Source organism: Paenibacillus sp. FSL P4-0113, assembly GCF_038009305.1.
Lineage (GTDB): Bacteria > Bacillota > Bacilli > Paenibacillales > Paenibacillaceae > Paenibacillus > Paenibacillus polymyxa_D.
The window spans coordinates 3,951,341-3,974,256 of record NZ_JBBPAZ010000001.1; the positions used below are offsets into that span (position 1 = coordinate 3,951,341).

A 22,916-nucleotide genomic window follows, 5' to 3' on the forward strand; every position below is an offset into this window, starting at 1 on the left:
TGAACATCATGGCGGAGAACAGAGAAATAGCTAAAGAAGTGATCCAGGCAATCGGTGGGCAAGAAAATATTGCATCTTTTGCTCATTGCGCGACGCGCTTGCGGATTATGGTGCATGACAAGGAGAAAATTGATCAGAAAAAAGTTGAGGAGATCGACAAGGTCAAGGGTGCTTTCTTCAATTCCGGGCAATATCAGATTATTTTTGGTACAGGTACGGTAAATCGAATTTTCGAAGAGGTCGAAAAGCTTGGCGTGACTGGTTCATCTAAAGAAGAGGTGAAGAGTCAGGCGAAAAAGGAAGGGAACGTCTTCCAGCGCTCCATCCGTACCTTTGGTGATGTGTTTGTACCGATTATTCCTGTGCTGGTCGCTACAGGGCTGTTCATGGGGCTACGTGGCTTGCTCACTCAGCCGCAAATTCTCGCTCTACTTGGCATGACGCCACAGGACATTTCACCCAATTTTCTATTGTACACACAAGTATTAACAGATACGGCCTTTGCTTTTCTGCCAGCGTTAGTCGCATGGTCAGCCTTTAGAGTATTCGGTGGTAGTCCAGTGCTGGGTATCGTTCTCGGTCTGATGCTGGTAAATCCAGCCTTGCCCAACGCTTATAGTGTTGCGGACGGTTCAGCCCACCCGTTGACGATGTTCGGATTCATTCCTGTGGTGGGCTATCAAGGCTCGGTATTGCCAGCTTTCTTCGTGGGCTTGATCGGAGCCAAGCTGGAGCGGGCGCTGCGCAAACGGGTGCCTGAAGCGCTAGATTTGATTCTCACACCGTTTTTAACACTGTTGATCATGATCACTTTGGGATTGTTTGCCATCGGTCCGATTTTCCATTCACTCGAAGAATGGGTGCTGCACGGAACAACGTTTGTGCTGGATTTGCCTTTCGGTATTGCAGGGATTGTCATCGGTTTCTTGCATCAGATTATCGTTGTTACAGGTGTGCATCATATCTTTAATTTCTTGGAGATTCAACTGCTTGAAAAGAACGGCGCGAACGCCTTTAACGCCATCATTACCTGCGCTATGGCTGCTCAAGGTGCTGCCTGTCTGGCGGTTGGACTGAAAACGAAGAATAGCAAGCTAAAAGCGTTAGCACTTCCTTCCTCGTTGTCTGCTTTTCTGGGGATTACGGAACCGGCTATTTTCGGGGTCAACCTGAGATACATGAAGCCTTTTGTCATGGGGCTTATCGGTGGTGCGGTTGGCGGTTTTATCGCTTCACTCTTCCATTTGGCGGCTACAGGTATGGCAGTTACAGTCATTCCAGGCACGTTGCTCTACATGAACCATCAGCTTCCGCTTTACATTTTGGCGAACTTGGCTGCTATGGTTGTAGCCTTTGTCCTGACCTGGATGTTTGGCTATAACGATAAAATGCTGGAAGAGGTCAAAACAGCGGGTTCTTCAACTTAATATGATTTCGGAATAAGCACAGATTCGCATATAAATGAACTATAACGGTCGCCCTACTTTGGAGCGCTCTAGGCCCTTGTTGAAAAGGGATGCTAGAGAAGCTTCCAGGTGGGGAGACCGTTTTTTATAGACTTTATCATTACGTATCCGGATACGTAATTTGGCTTTGGCCAACAGTCGGCTCATAACGCAATGGTTTCAGAGCATCTCAATGAAATGGACTTTGGACGTTAGTCCGTTTTTAAACGCCCAATAGACTGAAAATGCTCCCTTCATGCTGAATGATTGTCCATTTTTATCTGTCAGACTTCCGGAAGGAGACGAAATATTGTGTCAATGAGGTAAAAATTACAAATAATATGTACACTATGGGTATTTTGTGTGTTATTATATAAATGTTGTTAAAATTTAGTATTTGGGAGGCAATTATTCGTGAAAAAATTTCTTGTAACTATGCTAGTTGTCATGCTGGTAGCCATCGGATTGAGCCCTACAAGCTCCTACGCAGATTCCTCTTCATCGGCTAAAGAATCTTCTTCATCGTCTCTATTCCCACCATATTCTTCAATTGCTAATTCGAATTCACTATTGAGCGGTTTGACGCCTGAAGAATATAATGAAGTTATCAAAAATGCGAAACCCATAGAATCAATTGCTGTTGAAAAAGAAAAGACTCAACTCGATCAAAAGATTTCTCCTATGTCATTGGGAGCATGGTCATTTAGTCACCATTCTCGAGACGATGGGGCTGTTTACTCTAATAAGTTTTCGGTTAATAACGCAGCTATCCTGAATTTCCATGTAGTACAATGGGCAGATGGTAGTTCTTGGTCCAGCCCTGAAGTAGGTTACCTGCTTGTGAACAAAAATTATTTGGGAGAGGTTTTTGCCGTTTATGGAAGATATACAGATGAAAATAGGGATTTTCAAATTAAAGCTCCAGGTTTTGGAGAATATCAGGTAATGGTACTTAACCTCAATGATTATACGATTTCAGGAAATGGATACGTTACGTTTTAATACTATTTTATTTAACGATTATTATGTTTTTTATGAACTCGTTATAATACTAATATTTTCTAAAATACGTAATACATCTTTTGAGAAGGGAGGTGTGTGCGTGTGAACAAGCGATTAAGAACAAGTGTTGTTGTCTTAGGTCTAACTGTTCTTATCGGAGGGGTTATAACCGTCATTCAAAGCCAAACTTTTGCTAATGAAATTAAAACTGAGGTTAAGGTAACCGGCGATTCTAAAACCAGTGTAACCAAAACTGAGACTAAGGCAACCGATGATTCTAACCAGCTCTCACCAGAGAGAAAGAAAGAACTAACTCATCTAGCTGAATCTAAACAACCCCATGTCCTGTTAACTGAGCACGGAGATTTTTATCCCGTTAAGGTTCCAAACAAGTACCAAAGCGATCAGGTTGCAAATTTGGATAATAAGGGAGAAGAAATAACTTCTAAAACAAAACAGGTCATTTTAAGAAATTTCACCTACGAAAAAAAAGAGGAAGAAAACTGATTTTCCCAGGAACGCTCAAAAAAATGAGCGTTCTTTTTTCTAGCTTCAAATTCAAAATTGCTTCGTATCATCTTCCCATAGTCCTATTTCTGTAGTTCTAAACGATGGAGGAACGTTCATCCAGAAATTCGGACGGCGAGCAGCCTGTTAACCGTTTGAAGATCCGATGAAAATAGGAAACATCACTATATCCCACATACTCCGAAATTTCACGAATCGTTAGCCGGGACTCGGTCAGCATGTAGATGGCGGTTTTAATACGTTGCGTATGTACATGCTCACTGATCGTTTGGCGTGTTACCTCACGCAGCAGCGTCGCGGCATAATTGGGGGTTTTACGGATGGCGTCGCCAAGCTCCTCCTTGGTCACCTTTTCCCGGTAGTGGTTCTGGATATACTGTTTCATATGTTCCACATGTCGCTCTCGATCGCAAGAAATGGCGCCTTTGTCCCATTCCTGATTCATATATATCATGGCCTCGGTCAGCAGACAGTCAGCCATCATGGTGTAGTAGCTTGGGTGTTCAGTCCATTGATAGTACATCGATTTGATCCGTTCATGCAGCATATCGTAGCATCCAGGTTTGATCAACAACGGCTTGTCGGTATTCAGTATGGGAAGTGTGCTGTTCGTACATGTTTTGCGGCAATGTATCACATACTTGGTATGAAAAAGCGTAGGAATGCTCTTGCCATAGTAATCCAGATGACCGGGTAAAAGCAGTGTTTCACCCTTACCGAGAATGAATTTGCAATCGTTCACCCAATATACACATTTGCCAAAGGTGACCAAAATGAACAGTAAGTCATCGTTGTCGCTATTTGCACCAGCCTTTTCATACCAGTCCACACCGTTATCCTGCCGTATATCTATCAATGTAATCACGAAAATCACTCCCCGATGTCTTCAACTTTCGTTATACTGTAGTACATTCATCATACTATAGTTCATAGTCTTGGTGCACGGGTACAGGTAGAATAGAGCTATATAAGTTTAATGTAGATAGAGAAGCAAAATGGAATTAGAAACCATACAGTAAAGACATTCAGGAGGATGACATTACTATGCTTAAAACGAAAATTATTTGTACTATGGGACCTGCCTGTGACTCCATTCATTTGTTAAAAGAAATGATCCAGGCTGGTATGACTGTAGCCCGCTTGAATATGGCTCACGGTGAGCTGGAAGATCACGTTAAACGTATCGAAAATGTGCGTCAGGCTGCGAAGGAAATGAATACCTTTATCCCTGTCATGATGGATATTAAAGGACCGGAAATACGGATTGGCAAGCTGAGAGAGGCATCTTGTCTGCTGAAGCCAGGTAGCCAGCTCATTCTGACCACAGAAGAGATTCTAGGGGACGAGCATCGTATTTCAGTGAATTACCCGGATATGCCGAAGGACATCAAACCAGGCGACCGCATTCTCATTGACGACGGTTTGGTTGATCTGACTGTAACCTCCATCGAAGGTACGGAAATGATTTGTAATATTGTAAGCGGCGGTATTTTGAAGCCGAGAAAAGGTGTAAACCTGCCAGGGATTCATACAACCCTTCCAGGCGTGACGGAGCGAGATGTGAGACACATCCAATTTGGGGTGGAGCAGCGCGTTGAGCTTATTGCGGCTTCTTTTGTGCGTAAAGGCGACGATATCCGCGAAATCCGTGAGATTTTGAAGGGCCATCATGCGGAGCATGTCCAAATTTATTCCAAAATTGAAAATGCTGAAGGCATGGAAAACCTGGATGATATTATCGAAGCTTCCGATGGCATTATGGTAGCCCGTGGCGATCTGGGCGTCGAGGTGCCGATTCAAGATGTGCCTGTGATGCAAAAAGAAATGATCGACAAGTGTAATCTGGTCGGCAAGCCCGTTATCGTAGCTACCCACATGCTGGAATCCATGCAGGTGAACCCGCGTCCGACGAGAGCTGAAGTTAGTGACGTGTTTAATGCCGTTATGCAAGGAGCCGATGTTGTTATGCTGTCAGGTGAATCTGCTGCAGGTAAATATCCTGTCGAGTCTGTACGGACCATGGCTGCGGTAGCTGCCAGTGCAGAATCACAATTGGATTATCAGGAGCAGTTCGATAAGCGCAGAGCACGTCAGAGCACCAACATTACCGAAGTGATTAGTCAGGGTGCGGTAAGTTCGTCTCTGGAGCTGGATGCCAAAGCGATTATTACCTCGACTGCCAGTGGATTCACGGCACGTATGGTATCCAAATATCGTCCGAAGGCGCCTATTATTGCGGTTACTCCGAATAATACGGTATTCGCTAAAATTTGCCTGTTATCCGGTGTGTTCCCGATCAAAGGGGATAAAGTAGCTACAACGGATGAAATGTTCGAATCCTCCATCCGTAACGCTCTGAATGCAGGATATATCCATAAAGGTGACACTGTAGTCCTGTCGGCGGGTGTTCCAGTCGCTGAGGCGGGCACCACTAACTTGATCCGAGTATACCAAGTGTAATTTACAACAAAATATAGACAGCAAAAAGGCGCCATCCCGTCGGGGGAGCGCCTTTTTGACATGAATTAAGAAGCACCTCTGAGGGTGTCATGAACTACGGCGTATAGCTGGCCACGTACGTCACTGACTTACAGCCCGAACACACTTTTAGCAACGACTTGTGTCAATTCTGCTTTATGGGCTTGATATTGCTCAGGCGTAATGCTCTTATTAGCCAGTCGTTGATCCAACTGCTCCGTTAACTGAGCTACTTGTAAATCAACGACAGCCTGTGCATCCTGATTATTGGTGTGTGCAATATCTGCCAAGGTTTGACCGTTATACAACGCTTCATATAATTGCTCATCCGAGGATGCGCCCAATGTTTTCAACAGTTCATCATCCTTGGAAGCTTCATTATCCTGTACCTGAGGGGCTCTCTCTGGAGCCAGTGTAGCAGCATTAGCCCGACTTCCCCAAGTAGAAGATTGCCCAATAGACAACGCCAGCAACAGTGTACAGATGACCAACATTCGTTTTCGATTCATAAGTGTAAAATCTCCTTTGTGTTTCATTCAATTTCTGACAGAGTGGAGCCTTATATGGATATCCAACGGGAGTAATGTTTATGCCTTTAGCCGATCCGGCTTATGTAGTTACCAGATTCTAATATACATCATACACACCCAATCTTAGTGCCAGCTTAATACTCGTTTAAAATAAACTAAAAGAGGAGAATGTAAACAGGTAAAGCTAAAAAAATTCACGGATGTGAATAATGGAAGTAATTTTACCCTTTGAATTCTGCCGGATATGAAAAAAACCTCCTTCACAAAAGTGAAGGAGGTTTTTAGACAACTACAACCATTACAATTTAGGGTTTTTTCCATATTTATTGTCGTTAGGCTGACTGTCTTGGCATGCGAATACAATCAAAATAATTGACCCTACAAGAGGAATCAGAGCGATTAGAATCCACCATCCGCTTCTGCCTGTATCATGCAGTCTACGGGCCAGAACGGCCAAGGATGGCAGCAAGACTGCCAGAGAGTAAATGTACGTCAATATCGGAGTTAAGCCCACAAGACCATCGATCAGACCGACTATAAAGCTGGCAATTACGCTAAATAGAACAAACATCCAATACTCTGTACGTCTTGCTCTACCTTGGAATCCTACATAGTTTTTTAATCCATTTAAATACCATTGCATATATTTTCACCTCCTCATAAAATGTAAATATTTGTATTATAATCATCATAAAACAGTTGTTTTTAAATATATCGGCAGGTAACATATAGAATTTTACTTGTAAAATTATAACTTTAAACTAGGAATTAAAGCAATACATTTATTATAATTAATAATACAGTGAATAATTTATAAAAATATAAAATTACATATTGAATTTTCCATATCCATTGAATAATATAGAGGTACGGTTAACCGTCAGGTTTGAATAGGCCTTCTTAACAGAAGGTGCTTTTATTTTTCAAATCTATTGAAAGCGCTTTAAATTGGACAGGAGGGATAAGTAACTTTAAATTCGAGGGCGAAGAAGTTAATACAAACATAATCCTGACCGCTTTCCCAAAATTGTTTTATGTTATCAGGGATGTTCAAAACGAGAGGAGATTAATTTATGAAGCATTTATTTGTTCGTAAAGTAACGGCAGCTTCACTCGCAGGTGCGCTGTTGTTGCCTGCTTCTTTGGTAGGCGCCGAGCAAACACTCAATTTAGATACAGTTGAGGCTCAAAGTGTGGGTCAAACTTCCCTTCAGGCTCAAGATATGGGGAACCTTTCAATCCAAAGTAAAAAGGCCGTTTCCTTCAAGGAGACTTCCGTACATGATCCATCCATCCTGAAAGTGAAAGACACATTTTACATTTTTGGCTCCCATCTTGCGGCTGCCAAGTCCAAAGACCTCATGAATTGGGATACGATTGCTACAGGAGTGGCGAATGGTAATGCATTAATTCCCAACGTTAAAGAAGAATTAAAGGAAGCACTGGATTGGGCGCAGACAGACACGCTGTGGGCAGCTGATGTCATTCAACTGGCAGATGGCAAGTTCTATATGTATTATAACGCTTGTAAAGGTGATTCCCCGCGTTCAGCAATGGGCCTAGCAGTTGCTGATAAAATTGAAGGGCCGTATAAGAATAAAGGGATTTTTCTAAAATCCGGTATGTGGGACCAACCGAGTGAGGATGGGGCGATCTATGACGCAACCAAGCATCCGAACGCCGTGGACCCGGACACCTTTTACGATAAGAACGGCAAGCTGTGGATGGTATATGGCTCCTACTCAGGAGGCATCTTCATTATGCAGATGGATGAAAAAACAGGGAAGCCGCTCCCAGGTCAAGGCTACGGGAAAAAGCTGACAGGCGGCAACCATGCTCGTATGGAAGGGCCGTACATACAATACAGTCCGCAAACGGACTACTATTACTTGTTCCTATCGTATGGTGGATTGTCAGCGGATGGCGGATACAACCTGCGGGTGGCTCGGTCCAAAACACCGGATGGTCCTTTCTACGATGCTGAAGGCAACGATATGATCAAGGTCAAGGCGAATCCGGACAAACCACTTTTTGATGACGCTTCCATTGAACCATACGGTGTCAAACTGATAGGTAATTACCTGATTCCAAGAGAAATTGGTGATCCGGGTACAGGACTGGGTGCAGGCTATGTGTCGCCCGGACACAACTCGGCTTATTATGATCCCAAGACGAAAAAGCATTTTGTCATTTTTCATTCACGTTTCCCTGGGAGAGGCGAACAGTTTGAAGTGCGGGTACATGAAATGTTCATGAACGCTGACGGTTGGCCTGTGGTTGCTCCTTATCGTTATTCGGGAGATGAGGATTCACTGAAAAGGCTGTCAGAAAAGGATGTCCTCGGTCAATACTCGTATGTAAATCATGGAAAGGAAATTTCGGCAAATATTAAGCAAGCTGTTATCGTCAATCTGGATCGCGGTGGCAAACTGTCTGGTGGAGTGAACGGTACATGGAAGTTGGGGGCAGACAATCAGTTGGAAATTACAGCAGAGGGCACGAAGTACAAAGGTGTATTCCTGCGGCACCGTGATCCAGACACAGGTGCCAAGACGCTTGCTTTTACCGCGTTGTCCTCCAAGGGTGTTGCGGTATGGGGTTCGCTAAAGCCTGACCTGAAGGCCAGCAAGATTGTAACTGCTGTGCAGAAGGACCTTAGTCTGGGCGATACGAGCAATGTTCTTTATAATCTGACGCTACCTACTCAAGCAGCACAAGATACCACTATTTCATGGGAGTCCACCCACCCGGAGAATATTTCTGTGACAGGTGATGTATACCGTCCAGAAGCCGGTTCTCAGCCTGTAAAAGTTACATTGACGGCGACCATTAAAAAGGACAAAGCCACCGCTAAGAAAAGCTTTACAGCCATTGTTCCCGGGCAGGCCCAAGGTTCTCAGCTCGCACGCTATTCGTGGAGTGAAGATCAAGGAACTACGGTTGTCGACAGCACATACAATCAATTTGATGGTAAGACCTATGGTGGTGGTGCATGGGATAAAGACGGGAAGCTTGGCGGTGCGCTTGTCCTAAACGGTAAGGATGGTTACGTGCAACTACCAAATACAGTAACAGATGCGAAGGATTTTACCTTTTCCGCTTGGGTGAACTGGAAGGGCGGTGCAGCTTGGCAACGGATTTTTGACTTCGGCAACGGCCAAGCCCGGCATATGTTTCTTACCCCTTCCCAAGGTAGCGGTGTACTCCAGTTTACAATCCATGAAGGTACGGATCAAAGCTTGCTTTCCAAATCATCATTACCGCTAAACCAGTGGACACATGTAGCGGTTACACTGGAAGGGAATACAGGGAAATTGTATGTAAATGGTGAGGAAGTAGCTGTTAATGACGGTATTACCTTTAATCCCAATGAGTTGCTGACGAGCGAGGCTTATCTCGGCAAAAGCCGCTTTGCCGCCGATGCTTACTTCAATGGCAGCCTGGATGAAGTTCAATTGTATAACAAAGCGCTGACAGCAGAGGAAATTAAAGCACTGGCAGAATTGTAGTTCAAAATAAGCAAATAAACGCAGGAGATGGGCTTTTATTAAGAAGTTCGTCTCCTGCGCAATGTTTTGTATATTTATTTCTTGATTGCTGGTATAATAGGTAGCAACTGCGGATATAATGTTTTAAGTAGGCGTTAATGACTCGCTCCCGCCGAATGAACACAGCTTTGAAGCAGCAATAGAGAACATAAGCACTCTGCATAAATTAAATTCACCAGTGCTTGCGTTTTCAATACACTTATGGTAATATGAGTATATTGAGATTGTGACCTGAGATTCGCATATTGTAGAGGGCTATTGTTTTAGGTTGAAATAACCTTGTGCAATATGTGAATTTTTATTTGTAAAAAATAAAGGTCATATAAATACATTTTGGAGGTAATTCCATGCAAACAGGTACAGTTAAATGGTTTAACGCAGAAAAAGGTTTCGGTTTCATCGAGGTTGAAGGTGGAAGCGACGTATTCGTACATTTCTCCGCAATCCAAGGCGAAGGTTTCAAATCTTTGGACGAAGGCCAACGCGTAGAATTCAACGTAGTTGAAGGAAACCGTGGACCACAAGCTGAGAACGTTGTAAAACTGTAATTTTAAATTACAGCCTACTTCAGATGCCCCGAACATAGCGTTTGGGGCATTTGTTTTTATCTGTTCATAAGACCGTTTTTGAACTGATTACATCTTATCGCTTTATAAATCATGAAGAAAGAGGGATGTTTATGTACAATTCACGGAAAAAGCCAATGGATGAGATTCCTGAGGAAATTACAACTGTCTGGAATTGCGCCAGCGATACATGTAACGGCTGGATGCGAGATAACTTCGCTTTTTCTGTCGAGCCGACATGCCCCATTTGCGGTTCTGCCATGGTGAAGGGCGAGAAAAAGCTGGCTGTTTTAAATAATACGAGCTTCAACCATACCAAACAATCCTAAGCGGATAAATGTTTGTAGTGAAAGATGCCCCATAGCCATTAACGGCGCTGAGGCGTCTTTTTTGTTTTTTATAAATATAAATTATACATAAGGATGAACAGGTTTTCAATTATGTGCGGAGGATGGGGCTAGTATGCTCAGTAAGATAGAGTTAAATTCGGGTAGCGCTTCGTAAAACACACCGTGGCCGCTTCGTTCGAAAGGAATAAGTCTTGATCCGGCAATTCCTTTTTGAGTTTGGACAGCCAGGGGGAAAGGACAGACCCGATCCAGCTTGCCGTGTAGAATCCAGGTGGGCACGTGTATACATGGCAAATCAGGGCGCAAATCAGAGTCACGTAGTGAGTACAAAGTACAAGCCATGCTATGAACTGTTGCCGCAAAGCCCTGGTCACGTAACCAGTCGCGCAAGCTCTGGCTGACGGGATTGGCAAACAACATTTCGCCAAAAGAAGTTACCAGTTGTGGACGATCTGTATAGGCTTGTTTGATGAGTTTATCTACCTCTGTGACAGGAGTACCATAAGGAAAGTCGCTGGTTGGGGTGAATCGAGGCGTAGCTGCTCCGATCAGGATCAACTGACTGACGCCAAATCCCCGGTGTCTGCTCATGTAGCGTGTAACCACAGCTCCCCCCATGGAAAACCCGATCAGCCGTACCTGATTTAACTGAAGTGCCTGCATCACAGCCAGCAGATCGTCTGCCAATCGATCATAATTGTATCCATGCCATGGTCGATCAGACTTGCCGAACCCCCTAAGGTCGATCTGAATACAGCGATACCCGTAAGCAGGCAGCAAGGCGGCCTGGTATTCGTACATTCGGTGATCCAGCGGCCAGCCGTGCACCATCAGAACAGGGATGCCTTCTCCAATATCCTCGACATACAGCTTCACGCCGCGTTCCACCTCAATATAATATCCCATCGTGTTCACCCCTTTAGAAATCACGGAATTTCGTTCTCTCTCACATATATGTAGCCAGGGCTTAGCTCATTCGAGAAAGGGATGGGACTGTCACGATATAAGCATATAGTATGTTAAAAAATGTATGTCATCCTGTATAGGGATAGGATATAATTATGGAATGAAACAGCATCGGGAGAGTGGAACAATGACACCATCAAAAACATTAAAATGGATTACAGGCGGATTGGAGCTATTTTTAGCTATTCCCGTTTTGGGCGGGCTACTCGTCGTAAATTCCGCGTATACTATATTGTTCTTTATGCTGATTTTCCACATTGTTACGTTGGTACTATCGGTGACGAATAGAGAGTCTTATTATGGATCTATTTTAGGGATCGTGACCTCGGTTATTGGATGGATTCCGATTGTGGGCTGGTTGATGCATTTGCTCTCAGGCATATTTTTGATGATTACCGCAGCTCAGCAGCCGCGTGATCAGTATCGTAATCGCAATCCTTATGATGATTATCGCTACTAGGGTAAGTGATTGATACGAAGATGAAAGATCCTGTTGAACAGGGTCTTTTTTTATTTATGAAATCTCCCCATGATAATGGTGTTGTAGTATTTGCCATCTGAAAGAACCTTATCGTTTTTTAATAACCCTTCGATTTCAAAACCATGTTTTTTATAAAGCTCAATGGCTTTATCATTCGTTTCCAAAACTTGTAGAGTCATTTTCTTGATGCCATTGGATTCAGCCCAGGAAATAGATTTTTTTAAAAGATTCGTCCCGATCCCGTAACTCCAAAAATCCTTTAGTACACATACGCCGAATTCAACTTTATGAGAGAATCTGCTCAGAACATGGCCCTCACATCTTGATAATCCGACGATTTTATCATGAACTACTGCAACTAAAAATAGGTTTCTGTTATTCTCTGTATCCGTTTCGATGAGCTGTTCAAAACCGGATGTACTTATAAATGCTTCTCCCTTCTCTCTATCTAAATTTTCAGTTTCTCCATCAATCAGCAAGCGGATTTCAGACAAATTCTTCGCATCTTGAATCATGGCAGATCTGACCGTATAGCGCATTCCTTGCACATCAAATTCCTGTTGATTTATTTTCATTATGTTCCCCTTTTTATGGATTGGAGTGAAAAATGAATTCTGGATCATGTTAGTCTACCATATTATCTATTTACTTGATCAATAAGCCTGTCTCCTTCTGTTGTATCACAGCAGGGGACAGGCTTATTGTCGTCTCTATCCGTACAGGGAAGCCGGACGGAAATTTATTATACATGAGTGGATGTGCCGAAACGGGAGCTGTAGCTATTTCTGTTTAGCAGAGGCTTTAGCTGCATTGGTTTTAGCAGGAGCCTTGGCATCTCCTTGAGCAGGAGTTTTACCTGCATCCGCTTTACCGCCATCTACTGGTGGCTTGGATGGTTTCACGCCATTCACCATATCTGTCATCATTTGTTTTAGATTAGAAACGCGTTGGTTATATTCGGTTGCTGTAATTTTACCGTTTTGTTTTTCCGTAGCCAGTTTCGCTTTCATATCCGAAACCATCACATCAATAACAGAATTTACACTTACGCCTTGTGCTTTGGCGATTGTAGCAAGGGATTTACCTGCTTTCAGCTGTGTATCCAATTGACTGGAGGATAATTTTAATAATTTCAGGAGAGCTTTGTTCTCAGCATAGTTTCCTCCTGCGATTTTAGGGCCGTTAGCATCGCCTGGGTTACCCTTAGGTGCCTGTGCTTTGTCTGCAAGGGGAGCCTTCTCAGGTGTAGTGGAAGCAGCATGAGCTGCGCTTGTGGAGTACAGTGCTCCGCCTCCTAAAAATGCTAACGCCATCGTTCCAGCTAAAATTGCTTTTTTGGTGCTCTTCATCTTCATTTTCCACCTTTCAGTAATGGGGTGTTTGGTACGTGGTACATCATAAGGGATCAACTTGAATGCTATCTGAGTGTAAGCTGAGCATTTACTGAATGAATTTGGAGAACGTGACTAACTGACATTTTGGCTAATAGAGTACTTGTATTATGTGTATTAAGTGATATAATACACTACAGGCACGATAGATGCAGCCGATTAGGGGGAAACACCCATGGAAGAGCAACGGGTTGGCTCGTTCCGATTTTTAATTGATTTTAGCCAGCCATTATATGAACAAATATTAAATCAAGTACGAAGCTCCATTGCTAAAGGGGAGATCGAAATGGGAAGCAAAATGCCGTCTGTTCGTGATCTGGCGCAGGAATTACGCATGAATCCGAATACCGTGATGCGAGCGTATCAGGAGCTGGAGCGGGACGGATTGACTGAGAAACGGCGTGGTCTAGGCACTTATGTTACGTCATCCAGTGAGCGGATTGCCAGCTTTCGGGAACAACTGGCTATGACGTATATAGATCAGTTTCTCGGACAGATGAGCAGCCTGGGACTATCCTGGGGAGATGTTCAGCAGTATATACGAAGCAAACAGGACGGAAATGAGAAGGAAGGAGGTGATAAGGCATGACGGAGTCTGTTGTGGTTGCGAATCATCTGGTGAAGCAATATGGCAGTAAAAAAGCGTTGGATCAATTGGATGTTGTCATTCCGGCAGGACGCATAGTAGGCGTGCTTGGACCCAATGGCTGTGGGAAGTCCAGCTTCTTTCGAGCGATCACTGGATTGATTCAGCCAGATGGGGGCGAGCTTCAGGTGTTGGGCCGACAGCCTGGTTGGGAAACCAACCGGGATATATCCTATCTTCCTGACCGGGCACGCTGGTACCCCAATCATACAGTTCAGCAGACGCTGGAATGGGGGAAGTCCTTTTTGCCTGGCTTCAATATAAAAGATGCCTATAAACTTGCTGATCATATGGACGTGGAGTTGGAGTTGAAAATGGCCGGGTTGAGTCGCGGACAGGAGGCGCGTGTGCTACTGATTTTATGTTTGGCACGTGAGGTTCCACTCATGATTCTGGATGAACCGTTCGCAGGTATTGATGTCCTCTCCAGAGAGGCGATTGTGGCCGGGATTATTGATTATTTGGAGGGTCGGCAGCAATCTATACTCATTAGCACGCATGATATTCAGGAAGTGGAAGGCTTGTTTGACTACACGGTCATGATGGGCCGCGGACGGATCCTATGGTCTGGTGATTCGGATGATCTGCGTGCAGAGCATGGCTCGCTGAATCAGGTGTTCCGCAATTTGTACAAAAAGGAGTGGAAGGCGTGAATTCATCAGGGCTGTTCAAAGATTTAATACGCCATGAATTTCGAAATAAAGGAAGCTGGAGAAAACAGAGCCGCAATCGACTACCGAGATCGTGGAGACTTGTGTATTTCTCACTATTTCTCATTGCGGCGTTCGCTATTTCCTTGTACTTCGCGCTTCACAACCAACTCGAATTGACAAGGCTGTGGTATGTGACCCTGGGCTTGCCGTACATGATCATTTTCATGGGTGTGGGAAGTTTGAGACGAGAATGGGAAAATGACACCTACGGATGGTGGCTGACCCTTCCCTATCCGCGCATGTGGCTGATTAGCGCCAAATGGATTGCGGCAATTCTACAAACCATTGTCGTGATATTGTTCCTGTTTGTGGTGGGTTCTCTGTACGCATTGTTCATCTCATCAACGATACAGCCTTATACGCTCGCGGATGCAGCGTGCTTTATTGTAGCTGGATTGAACTGGTTTGTGATGATTATCGCTTTCACACCTTTTGTTATTGCGCTGGGCCTTCTGACTGCCAGTACCAAATACAGTACCTTGCGGCCGCTTAGCCCGATACTGTGGATTCTTTTGATGGGTGGCGGGAGTGTCTTTTATTGGTCGGGCGATCATGGGCTTTATGAGCAGTTTGATCATGCTCAGACAGGACAGTGGTTTTCTTTTACCTGGCATTTCCCGGTTGCGGTGTTGATCAGTTGGATTGCTGCGTATATATTAATCCGCTTGAACGCTTATTTGTTGGACAAAAAGCTGTCGATTTAGACTAGCGTATCCATATGATCTATGAGGAAGGAGTTACACCATGACGACGATATTCATATATGCATTGGTAGCTGTTCTGGTGGGCCTGATGATCTGGTTAAGAACCAAGAGACGAAGGGGGCCGATAAAGGGAAACGGAACCCGGATTCTCCTCCCCTTGTTTATCGCATTCCCGCTTATGATGATGTCTGTGTACCAATTAATGCATATTCCCGGTCAAACGTACGCGCCCCCCGCCTTTTGGGAACTGCTGGCTGCCGGGCTATTAGGGGCTCTGTTTGGCTATGTTATTTTGCTGCATACAGCGTATGAAAGACGGTCTGACGGTCTGATTTATCCCAAGCCGAACCAATATTTTAAATATATTATTATCGCTATTATCCTGATTCGCGTTGTTTTGACCCAGTACCTTAGTAGTTTGGGTACGTCCGAAATTAGCATGCTGGCAATTACGATGGCGTTGGTGTATATCTCGATCTGGCGAATCGGCAGCTTTATCAAGTTTCGGAGAACGTTATCCGTATAACAATAGCAGTGGGGTTAACAGCGGCTTACTATTCAAAAAGCGTTCATTCGCTTGCCGATAGGAGCCGCTTTTTTGAGTTTCGGCATTAGCAAGTTATCACACATTGTTATTGCTCCCCATATCCTTTATTCTAAGGCTTGTGGCTTGCATTGTAGCAGTACAAATATAAATTTTGAAAGGGGGGGTATTGAGGTTTCAAAAGATTTAAATGGGGTTTAAAGTTAGGTATGCGGGGAAAAATTGCTTTTTCGTGATTAGGTGTAACTTTATTAGTTACATAAAAAGGAATTGTATTCATATTCTATTTTACAGGTTGAGAGGGGCTTACATTCATGAAAAAACATACGGTTACTGCTGCACTCGCTGGTTTGCTTGTTCTGTCTTCTGCTGTACCGGCTTTAGCGGCCGAGGTAAAACCTGCTACGGGTATTCAGGTTTGGGTAGATGGCAAGAAGGAGGCTTACAAAATTGCACCTATCGTGAGAAATAAGCAGGTCTTAATTCCCCTGAGACAATTGGCCTTCAGTTTGGGAATTCCATTGGATGCCAAGCATATTACATTCAATACGGCGCGACAAAGCACGACCATCCGATATGATCAGGCGACGGTTGTACTGGTGTCTGGCAGTCCGGAAGCGCAAATCAACGGGATTAAAGTGCCACTGTCCACCTCGACCATCTTGACCAAGCAAGGGGTAACCTATGTACCGGTTGATGTCGTCAAAGAAGCGTGGGGCAAGCAAGTGATTTGGGACCCGGCCAGTCAGACCTTGCAAATCGGGGTGAACAATAAGGATAAGGTTGTAGAGATTCTGAAGAGCTTTGAAACGGGCGATACGAAAGCAGCTGAAGCTTGGATCAGCAAGGATCAGTACATTCAGCATAATCCGAGCTTTGCTAGCGGGAGAGATGCCTTTTTGCAAGGGATTAGCCAATCAAAGGGAGCCAATGTGCTTGTTGAAATCCAGCGGGTTATTCAGGATGGCAATGTTGTAGCAGTACATTATAAAAAGTCCATCGCAGGGAAAACAAGCATTGCTTTTGATATTTTCCGCTTCGATAGCAATGGTAAAATTGTTGAGCATTGGGACAACGTGCAAGACTCGGCTCCAGCCAATCCAAGCGGACACACCATGATTGATGGAGCAACACAAATCGCGGATTTCAACCAAACGGAGACCAACAAAGCGCTAATCCGCAAGTTTGTGGATGATGTCCTAGTTGGCAAAAATCGTGCTGCATTGGAAAGTTATTATAATGGTGATCAGTACATTCAGCATAACCCTCTTTTTGGTGACGGTGTATCCAAATTGAAGCAAGCATTTTCCGCAGCGGGAAGCCAAGGAGCTTCTTTTGGATATGATCAGGTTCACATGGTCATCGGAGAAGGCAACTTCGTGCTGGTTGTGAGTGAGTTGACATCGCCTAAGGGAACTTCAGCCGCTGTCTATGATCTGTTCCGGGTAGAGAACGGCAAGGTAGCGGAACATTGGGACGTAGTTCAGGAGGTTCCAGCTAAAACAGAGTGGAAAAATACAAACGGCAAGTTTTAAAAAAGTGCGTTTGGAGTAAGGCCTGATTGGCATGCTTTCCTAATCGTCCTCTTCCTGTTAAAATGATGCAAACTTATAACAGGAGGTTGGACGATGGAAGGCTTGAAGCAACGTGTGGGCTGCCTGCATGCACATCACTCGAACATAGCCTATGTGGAACGAGCTTTGGCTTCTTATGAGGTGGAGCTGATACATTTTGTGGACCCTGGGCTTATGCGCCGGATCTCGTCAGACCCGCATTTTTCTGCGGACGATGCCAGTCGCAAGGTAGAAGAGCAACTGAGATGGATTGCTCAAAGCGACATAGACGTTATTTTGATAACGTGCACGAATTATATTGTTTTGGCAGAAAAGGCTCAATTGCCCCTGTCTACACCAGTAATTGCGCTGGATGAGCCCTTTTTTCATGAGATATGCGATGATTTGCTGCCACGGACCTTGGTATTCACGAATCCGGCTACTGTAGAGGGAACGATGAAGCGTCTTTATCATACGGCTGCTCTGTTAGGCAAACCGGATATCTCTTCTTGGATAGAGGTCAAGGTGGTGGAGGACGCTTTTGAATTGATTATGCAGGGACGTGAAGACGAGTATAAGGAACTGCTGGTTCGTTCGCTGTATGAGCTAAGGGAGGCTGATCCAAGCAGAGGGCTGGCTGTAGCACAGTTGTCTATGGTTGATGCTGCGTTACAAGTGGAGCTGGAGACGGGGCAAACGGTTGGTAATCCCTTACGGTCGTTGTCGAATTCAATTGAGGATTTGTTAGGTTAAAAAGTATAACCAAAAGAACTTCCAACCCGTGTACTGGGACTGTGGAAGTTCTTTTTTTGGAGGTCGGCGAGCAGGTTACTTCTGCGTTGCTCATCACAGATTCTGTTGATCTTGGGTGATGAATACTGCGCCTGCTGATTCTCTTTGGACAAGCGTAACGTATAAACGTTCATGCTCCACGTCTTCCCCGGCAATGATTTTGAGAACTTGTTCGGCAGCTACAGCGCCCCATTTACGTTTGGAGTAGTCAATCGTTGTCAGACGGGGCTGAATATATTGCGCCAGCTCGATATTATCAAAGCCGACGATATGAATATCCTTGCCAATCGTCAGCTCTGACTGAGCCATTCGATTGTAAAAGCCCACTGCCATTTCATCATTGAGACAAAATACGGCTACAGGTTCTAAACCCGGGCCAACTTGTTGCTGCAAAATGATTTCCGCCGCCTGTTCGCCGCCCGATTTCTCAAAATCGCCGTAAATTTCAATCATTTCAGCGACGCCGCTACGCTCAATGGTCTGCTTGACCGCCTGCATCCGTTGCCATGAATCGTAAGAACCTTCTGGTCCGGTAACCACATAAAGCTTACGGTGTCCCAATTCCAATAGATGTTCTATGGCGAGAGCGGCGCCTGCTTTGTTATCCAGCAGCACCTGGTTAATGTTAGGATGATTCAGTTCACGGTCCAACACGACAACTTTATGTCCTCGCTCGGCGTAGTTCAGTAGCTCCTGACTTTCAAACGTCTGATCCAGCACAATGGCGCCGTCAATCATGCGTTCCGGCAGCATTCGGTGAGACTGCTTACCGCTACATACGATGAGATCATAGCCCTTGCGGTTCAAAATTTCCTTGATGCCGTACAGTAAATCTCCATAAACGTCTCCACGAAAATCAGTTAGGAAAACGCCAATAATTTTGGTCTGCCTTTTCTTGAGATTACGTGCGGCGGCATTGGGCACATAGTTAAGCTCTTTGGCAATGGCTAAAATACGTGCGCAAGTTTCTTCTGTTACCTTATCGCTACCATTCAAGGCATATGAAACGGTAGATATGGAAACGCCCGCCTGTTTGGCGATATCTTTAATGCTGACCACATCGTCACCTCCTTGTCGTCCGTCTTATCATTGCTATTGTATATTCATTATTAACCACATATCTATTCCAAATGTCGTAGTCCTACACCTAAGCAGCAAAGGGCGATCCCGCAAGATCGCCATCCCTTTGTTGCCTATACCAGATTAGCATCAAAAACTCTTTATAAAATAATCTCCAGACGATGTACACCATCATGCTCTGCTAACGTCTGCTCGAAAACCTCGCGTTTGATGCGTAAGGCACCGGAGCGGTAGCGATTATCGCCGGCTGGCTCGCTTTCCAGTGGTGTTCCATTCAATACTACACGGCCCTGCTCACCGCCAGTATGCTCTTGCAACATACGGTAGACGAAGGTGATCGGTTTCCCTGCAAAGGAAAACTTAAATTTCAATCCGTCGAGATGATCCGGCAGCACAGGGTCCAGGATCAGGTCTTCGCCTGACTGACGAACACCAAGGACATTCGATATCAGCTGATTCATATAGATTCCCGGACCGCTGGAATAGATTCTCCAACCGCCTTTGACGGGTACGGCTCCTTCACGCAGTTCACCAAACCGTTCCTGTGCTTCATAGCGGGTATTAAATTTACCGTCCGAGCTACTGAAATAGGCGTTGCTTTGGCGCCATTCGGCATTCGGTACGGACGCACGGATGCCGACCGGATTGATGAGCTTCAAGCTATGCCAAGCGTCATCCTTGCGTCCCAACTTGGCCATCGCTTCCGCAAAGCGGATATGGGCATGCACATATTGCAGCCCGACTTCACGTCCAAAGTTGGCCGCTTGCTCTGCGCGCTTGAAGTGCGAGCTCACACCGCCATCATACTGTGCAGGACGGTTCATCAGACGCACACCATCCGGGCAGAGGAACTGCTCACGGATGAGTTGCTCATGAGCCAATGCTTGCTCAGGCGTGAGCAGCTGGCTGATCATGCTGCGCGTCATCGGCAGCAAGCGGTAATGGATTCCCGTCTCAGTGTCAGACGGATGGAGCATCAGCTTAGGTTGACCGGGCTCTTCCATATACACGAAGCCCGGAATAATTCCGCTCTCCAGCATGTAGCGGTTGAAGTCTTTACGGATGCCATTGGCCATCTGATGTAGATCTTGTGCAATCTTGTCGGCTTCGCTTACTACACCCGCGGGGGCCTGCTCCAAAGCTGCAGCAAAGTTACTAATAACTTGGTAGGTGAGTGCAACCGTCCAGCTGCTCGCCATGTATTGCTTCAGCTGTGCATTGGCTGGCTGGAGGGTATCGTCCCAATCGCCGTCGCCATAGGCCGACAAATACGTATCATGCAGGAAATTATCTCGAATGTATTCGATTTCCTTCAGGGCATGTTCCATGAGAGTCGCGGTCTGCTTGGTATAATCGAAAGTATGTCGATGGGTGTAAGGTACATTTTCTTCCAGAATACTGTAATCACGGGTAGCGGTCAAATAATCGCCCAGTACCTTGAGCGGCCAGACGATAATATCCCCATGGCTTTCTTCTTGCTGCACGTGAGTATAGTTGTCAAACATAAACCATTGCGGCCAGTTTCCGCTGTCCTCGTACTGATGGCTGAAGACAGTCAGCAGAATGGAACGAACCTCATCGAACTTTTGCACAGCTGAGAAATATTCCACAGGCCCCTGACACACATCGCGTGTTCCCCAGGCTGCACCGCCGTATTGCTCCAGACCGTGAGGTACAGAATAGTGAACGAGCATATTATGGGTGTACCACCAAGCCACTGCGTTCACACGGAACAGCTCGCTTGTTTCATGTTGACCCAGCGATAGATGGAAACCGTTCATAAGCTCGGCAAAATATGCCCGATAGTGCTCGCGCTCATCTTCAAAGGAAGCGTGACGCTCTTTGTGTGCTGATTCTTGCCCGGCTGAAAGTCCATTCAGCCAACCCTGCACGGTGCAGGTCCATTCGCTGCTGTCACCCAGCTCTAGCACAACCAGAGATGCATCAGGGGAAGCATTACCCTGTAGCAGTGCGTGAGCGTCGCTCACATGCTGTAATGGAGCGCCTTCTATGTGCATTCGGTACAGCAGGTCGGGATAGGCTTCGGCACTCAGGGAAGCAGAGTCTGCCCGGAAGAGTAAGGCGTCGCCTTCACGTTCCATATGAAACGGAAGCTCATATTCGTTCACATGCATAGACATTTGCTGAGTGATGAGGAACGGATAGGTTTTGCCACTTGCCGCACGCATGTGAAGCCGTACTTCTGGGCTATCGGCATTCGTATAGTTTGTAATAATGAATGTATCGTCAGCCGTTTTGTAGTACCAGCGCACATAATTAAAGCCAATCTCGAACAGGGAAGGCATCGTGAGCAGGCGGTATTTCCCTTGGATTCCGACATAAATGCGCTGACCGGATGTCTTGGGAATATTGAGCGCATTACGCGCGTTGGTAATCATTTTGTTGAAATTCGTATTGCCGATTACGAGCTGGGAATTGAACACTCCGTACATATAGGAGGTGGTTGTAATGGTTTCTTCCTTACCTCCTGAGTAATGCCCGCCCATTAAAATGTGCCCGTGGGGACGCTCTACACGAAGCTCTTTGGATTTGAGTACAACATGCTCATAGCTGTCCGTGAAAAAGGAAAGGAGTTTATTGCCATCCCATTCTTCTTCCTGCCGTTTGGGGAAAAGTTGATTCACTTCGGCATCGGTGAAGTCCAGCGTACGCAGCGGCTCACCGATGGTTTGAGCTGGAGCCACACGCCCTGCCTGAAGATCGCTTGCCGCGTGTGTCGGTATGCTGGTCTCAGAGGCGTCTGCTAGAACGGCAGTTACTTCGTCGCGTGCCTTTGTCACCAGTTCCTGATACTCCAGCTTTGTCACTGCGGCTGGATGATTGGGCTGGAAAAGACCGTAAAAAGTAAAGCGAGCTTCCCCGGCAAGTTCCACTCGCTCGGACTGCAATGCGGTATAGGCGAATTCGTATTGGCATACTTCATTGGCGAGCGAGTCGCGACGGAGTGCTTCCGGCTCATTCGTTTCCTTGTACGATAGTCCAAAGAACTGAAAACCGTCAGTCGAGTAACCAACAGTGCGGGTTAACGAGCCTTGTTGAATGTATGGGAATGTCTGACTTTGAGGCTGGTTTTGACGTGAGCAAACAGTATAGCCTCTTTGTTCATTATGGTAGACGGTGTGGTCAATATATTGAGACAAATAAGCTTCATTACTGCGTACAGCAGCGGTATCGGCAATGCCGATATCCTGACCGTACACGACATCTGCTTCCACGTCATCGCCCTGTAGGGTTACATCCCAGAACCATACTCCCAGGCGGCTTAGCGTGAAGGTCACCTGATAGCCTACACCAGCGGTGAAACCTTCCCAAATAATCTGCTGATCTGTTTGTCGGATGACTCCCGGTGAGCGAACTCCAAGCAGGGGAGTGATACTTACACCGGATGGACGGTACAATCTCAAGTACAGATTGTTCAGGGAACCATCGACTGAATTGGTCAACAGCTGGTTGATCATCGTTGAGCCATGGGCGATCTTATACACATCACCGCTGCTCAAGAAGGTAAAAGACAGGTCGCCGGCCCGCAGCAAAATATTTTGATCCAGACTTGTATTCATCAAAGGGAACGCCTCACT

The 22,916-nt window shown here is 45.5% G+C and carries 22 protein-coding genes; 14 read left to right on the forward strand and 8 right to left on the reverse strand.

Going from position 1 to position 22,916, the window contains the following annotated elements:
• Positions 1-8: 8 nt before the first annotated feature.
• From MKX46_RS17010 to MKX46_RS17020, 3 genes are all read left to right on the forward strand, one after another.
• Positions 9-1,427 (forward strand): sucrose-specific PTS transporter subunit IIBC, encoded by a 1,419-nt coding sequence (locus MKX46_RS17010; RefSeq protein ID WP_029516869.1) that lies wholly within the window; start codon positions 9-11, stop codon positions 1,425-1,427.
• 432 nt (positions 1,428-1,859) lie between these two features.
• A complete protein-coding gene (locus MKX46_RS17015; RefSeq protein WP_341071524.1) occupies positions 1,860-2,447 on the forward strand; it encodes a hypothetical protein in 588 nt (195 codons plus the stop codon).
• Positions 2,448-2,549: 102 nt separating this feature from the next.
• Positions 2,550-2,954, forward strand: a complete 405-nt coding sequence (locus MKX46_RS17020) for a hypothetical protein (RefSeq protein WP_069010127.1) — start codon at positions 2,550-2,552, stop codon at positions 2,952-2,954.
• A 97-nt stretch (positions 2,955-3,051) separates the two neighbouring features.
• On the opposite strand, the gene MKX46_RS17025 is transcribed toward MKX46_RS17020, so the two are convergent.
• Positions 3,052-3,840: a helix-turn-helix domain-containing protein gene (locus MKX46_RS17025; protein ID WP_341071525.1), complete on the reverse strand. Its 789-nt coding sequence runs from the start codon at positions 3,838-3,840 to the stop codon at positions 3,052-3,054.
• 179 nt (positions 3,841-4,019) lie between these two features.
• Here MKX46_RS17025 and pyk point away from each other — a divergent pair, with 179 nt between their 5' ends.
• Positions 4,020-5,435 (forward strand): pyruvate kinase, encoded by a 1,416-nt coding sequence (pyk, locus tag MKX46_RS17030; protein WP_029516863.1) that lies wholly within the window; start codon positions 4,020-4,022, stop codon positions 5,433-5,435.
• 128 nt (positions 5,436-5,563) lie between these two features.
• Here pyk and MKX46_RS17035 read toward each other — a convergent pair whose 3' ends face one another.
• The gene (locus MKX46_RS17035; protein WP_029516862.1) at positions 5,564-5,962 is read right to left on the reverse strand and encodes a hypothetical protein; all 399 of its coding nucleotides are present in this window, start codon (positions 5,960-5,962) and stop codon (positions 5,564-5,566) included.
• Positions 5,963-6,281: 319 nt separating this feature from the next.
• On the reverse strand, positions 6,282-6,626 hold the full coding sequence (locus MKX46_RS17040; protein WP_318628183.1) for a DUF805 domain-containing protein: 345 nt from the start codon (positions 6,624-6,626) through the stop codon (positions 6,282-6,284).
• A 430-nt stretch (positions 6,627-7,056) separates the two neighbouring features.
• Between MKX46_RS17040 and MKX46_RS17045 the strand changes: the two genes are divergently transcribed.
• From MKX46_RS17045 to MKX46_RS17055, 3 genes are all read left to right on the forward strand, one after another.
• Positions 7,057-9,492 carry a LamG-like jellyroll fold domain-containing protein gene (locus MKX46_RS17045; protein ID WP_341071526.1) on the forward strand — a complete coding sequence of 812 codons (2,436 nt, stop codon included), beginning with the start codon at positions 7,057-7,059 and terminating at the stop codon, positions 9,490-9,492.
• A gap of 386 nt (positions 9,493-9,878) precedes the next feature.
• Complete coding sequence (locus MKX46_RS17050) at positions 9,879-10,079, forward strand: cold-shock protein (protein WP_007428290.1); 201 nt, start codon at positions 9,879-9,881, stop codon at positions 10,077-10,079.
• A gap of 131 nt (positions 10,080-10,210) precedes the next feature.
• Entirely contained in the window at positions 10,211-10,426 is a 216-nt protein-coding gene (locus tag MKX46_RS17055; RefSeq protein WP_013308357.1) for a cold-shock protein, read from the forward strand.
• 105 nt (positions 10,427-10,531) lie between these two features.
• Here MKX46_RS17055 and MKX46_RS17060 read toward each other — a convergent pair whose 3' ends face one another.
• Entirely contained in the window at positions 10,532-11,353 is an 822-nt protein-coding gene (locus MKX46_RS17060) for an alpha/beta fold hydrolase (protein ID WP_341071527.1), read from the reverse strand.
• 187 nt (positions 11,354-11,540) lie between these two features.
• Here MKX46_RS17060 and MKX46_RS17065 point away from each other — a divergent pair, with 187 nt between their 5' ends.
• Positions 11,541-11,873 carry a hypothetical protein gene (locus tag MKX46_RS17065; protein WP_029516858.1) on the forward strand — a complete coding sequence of 111 codons (333 nt, stop codon included), beginning with the start codon at positions 11,541-11,543 and terminating at the stop codon, positions 11,871-11,873.
• Positions 11,874-11,923: 50 nt separating this feature from the next.
• Here MKX46_RS17065 and MKX46_RS17070 read toward each other — a convergent pair whose 3' ends face one another.
• Together MKX46_RS17070 and MKX46_RS17075 are read right to left on the reverse strand one after the other, a co-directional pair.
• Positions 11,924-12,469: a GNAT family N-acetyltransferase gene (locus MKX46_RS17070; protein ID WP_341071528.1), complete on the reverse strand. Its 546-nt coding sequence runs from the start codon at positions 12,467-12,469 to the stop codon at positions 11,924-11,926.
• A gap of 204 nt (positions 12,470-12,673) precedes the next feature.
• The gene (locus MKX46_RS17075; protein WP_341071529.1) at positions 12,674-13,243 is read right to left on the reverse strand and encodes a hypothetical protein; all 570 of its coding nucleotides are present in this window, start codon (positions 13,241-13,243) and stop codon (positions 12,674-12,676) included.
• 217 nt (positions 13,244-13,460) lie between these two features.
• On the opposite strand from MKX46_RS17075, the gene MKX46_RS17080 reads away from it, so the two are divergent.
• The 6 genes from MKX46_RS17080 to MKX46_RS17105 all read left to right on the forward strand — a co-directional run bounded on the left by MKX46_RS17080 (position 13,461) and on the right by MKX46_RS17105 (position 18,198).
• Complete coding sequence (locus tag MKX46_RS17080; protein WP_029516855.1) at positions 13,461-13,874, forward strand: GntR family transcriptional regulator; 414 nt, start codon at positions 13,461-13,463, stop codon at positions 13,872-13,874.
• Positions 13,871-14,584, forward strand: a complete 714-nt coding sequence (locus MKX46_RS17085) for an ABC transporter ATP-binding protein (protein WP_069010117.1) — start codon at positions 13,871-13,873, stop codon at positions 14,582-14,584. The genes MKX46_RS17080 and MKX46_RS17085 overlap by 4 nt, the downstream gene beginning before the upstream one ends.
• Positions 14,581-15,348 carry an ABC-2 transporter permease gene (locus MKX46_RS17090; RefSeq protein ID WP_029516853.1) on the forward strand — a complete coding sequence of 256 codons (768 nt, stop codon included), beginning with the start codon at positions 14,581-14,583 and terminating at the stop codon, positions 15,346-15,348. Before MKX46_RS17085 ends, MKX46_RS17090 begins: the two co-directional genes overlap by 4 nt.
• A 40-nt stretch (positions 15,349-15,388) precedes the next feature.
• Entirely contained in the window at positions 15,389-15,874 is a 486-nt protein-coding gene (locus MKX46_RS17095) for a CcdC protein domain-containing protein (RefSeq protein WP_029516852.1), read from the forward strand.
• A 332-nt stretch (positions 15,875-16,206) separates the two neighbouring features.
• The gene (locus tag MKX46_RS17100; protein ID WP_340931205.1) at positions 16,207-17,427 is read left to right on the forward strand and encodes a stalk domain-containing protein; all 1,221 of its coding nucleotides are present in this window, start codon (positions 16,207-16,209) and stop codon (positions 17,425-17,427) included.
• Between the two features lie 93 nt (positions 17,428-17,520).
• Complete coding sequence (locus MKX46_RS17105) at positions 17,521-18,198, forward strand: hypothetical protein (RefSeq protein WP_029516850.1); 678 nt, start codon at positions 17,521-17,523, stop codon at positions 18,196-18,198.
• A 93-nt stretch (positions 18,199-18,291) separates the two neighbouring features.
• On the opposite strand, the gene MKX46_RS17110 is transcribed toward MKX46_RS17105, so the two are convergent.
• A complete protein-coding gene (locus tag MKX46_RS17110) occupies positions 18,292-19,296 on the reverse strand; it encodes a LacI family DNA-binding transcriptional regulator (protein ID WP_029516849.1) in 1,005 nt (334 codons plus the stop codon).
• A gap of 161 nt (positions 19,297-19,457) precedes the next feature.
• Positions 19,458-22,898, reverse strand: a complete 3,441-nt coding sequence (locus MKX46_RS17115) for a GH36-type glycosyl hydrolase domain-containing protein (protein ID WP_341071530.1) — start codon at positions 22,896-22,898, stop codon at positions 19,458-19,460.
• Positions 22,899-22,916 lie beyond the last annotated feature (18 nt).

What these genes read in the sequence shown, in the direction of transcription:
- MKX46_RS17050 (WP_007428290.1), top strand. Translation starts at nt 9,879, where the DNA reads ATGCAAACAGGTACAGTTAAATGGTTTAACGCAGAAAAAGGTTTCGGT.
- MKX46_RS17080 (WP_029516855.1), top strand. Translation starts at nt 13,461, where the DNA reads ATGGAAGAGCAACGGGTTGGCTCGTTCCGATTTTTAATTGATTTTAGC.
- MKX46_RS17095 (WP_029516852.1), top strand. Translation starts at nt 15,389, where the DNA reads ATGACGACGATATTCATATATGCATTGGTAGCTGTTCTGGTGGGCCTG.
- MKX46_RS17010 (WP_029516869.1), top strand. Translation starts at nt 9, where the DNA reads ATGGCGGAGAACAGAGAAATAGCTAAAGAAGTGATCCAGGCAATCGGT.
- MKX46_RS17070 (WP_341071528.1), bottom strand. Translation starts at nt 12,469, where the DNA reads ATGAAAATAAATCAACAGGAATTTGATGTGCAAGGAATGCGCTATACG.
- MKX46_RS17075 (WP_341071529.1), bottom strand. Translation starts at nt 13,243, where the DNA reads ATGAAGAGCACCAAAAAAGCAATTTTAGCTGGAACGATGGCGTTAGCA.
- MKX46_RS17060 (WP_341071527.1), bottom strand. Translation starts at nt 11,353, where the DNA reads ATGGGATATTATATTGAGGTGGAACGCGGCGTGAAGCTGTATGTCGAG.
- MKX46_RS17085 (WP_069010117.1), top strand. Translation starts at nt 13,871, where the DNA reads ATGACGGAGTCTGTTGTGGTTGCGAATCATCTGGTGAAGCAATATGGC.
- MKX46_RS17045 (WP_341071526.1), top strand. Translation starts at nt 7,057, where the DNA reads ATGAAGCATTTATTTGTTCGTAAAGTAACGGCAGCTTCACTCGCAGGT.
- MKX46_RS17055 (WP_013308357.1), top strand. Translation starts at nt 10,211, where the DNA reads ATGTACAATTCACGGAAAAAGCCAATGGATGAGATTCCTGAGGAAATT.
- MKX46_RS17040 (WP_318628183.1), bottom strand. Translation starts at nt 6,626, where the DNA reads ATGCAATGGTATTTAAATGGATTAAAAAACTATGTAGGATTCCAAGGT.
- MKX46_RS17100 (WP_340931205.1), top strand. Translation starts at nt 16,207, where the DNA reads ATGAAAAAACATACGGTTACTGCTGCACTCGCTGGTTTGCTTGTTCTG.
- MKX46_RS17105 (WP_029516850.1), top strand. Translation starts at nt 17,521, where the DNA reads ATGGAAGGCTTGAAGCAACGTGTGGGCTGCCTGCATGCACATCACTCG.
- MKX46_RS17065 (WP_029516858.1), top strand. Translation starts at nt 11,541, where the DNA reads ATGACACCATCAAAAACATTAAAATGGATTACAGGCGGATTGGAGCTA.
- MKX46_RS17115 (WP_341071530.1), bottom strand. Translation starts at nt 22,898, where the DNA reads ATGAATACAAGTCTGGATCAAAATATTTTGCTGCGGGCCGGCGACCTG.
- pyk (WP_029516863.1), top strand. Translation starts at nt 4,020, where the DNA reads ATGCTTAAAACGAAAATTATTTGTACTATGGGACCTGCCTGTGACTCC.
- MKX46_RS17035 (WP_029516862.1), bottom strand. Translation starts at nt 5,962, where the DNA reads ATGAATCGAAAACGAATGTTGGTCATCTGTACACTGTTGCTGGCGTTG.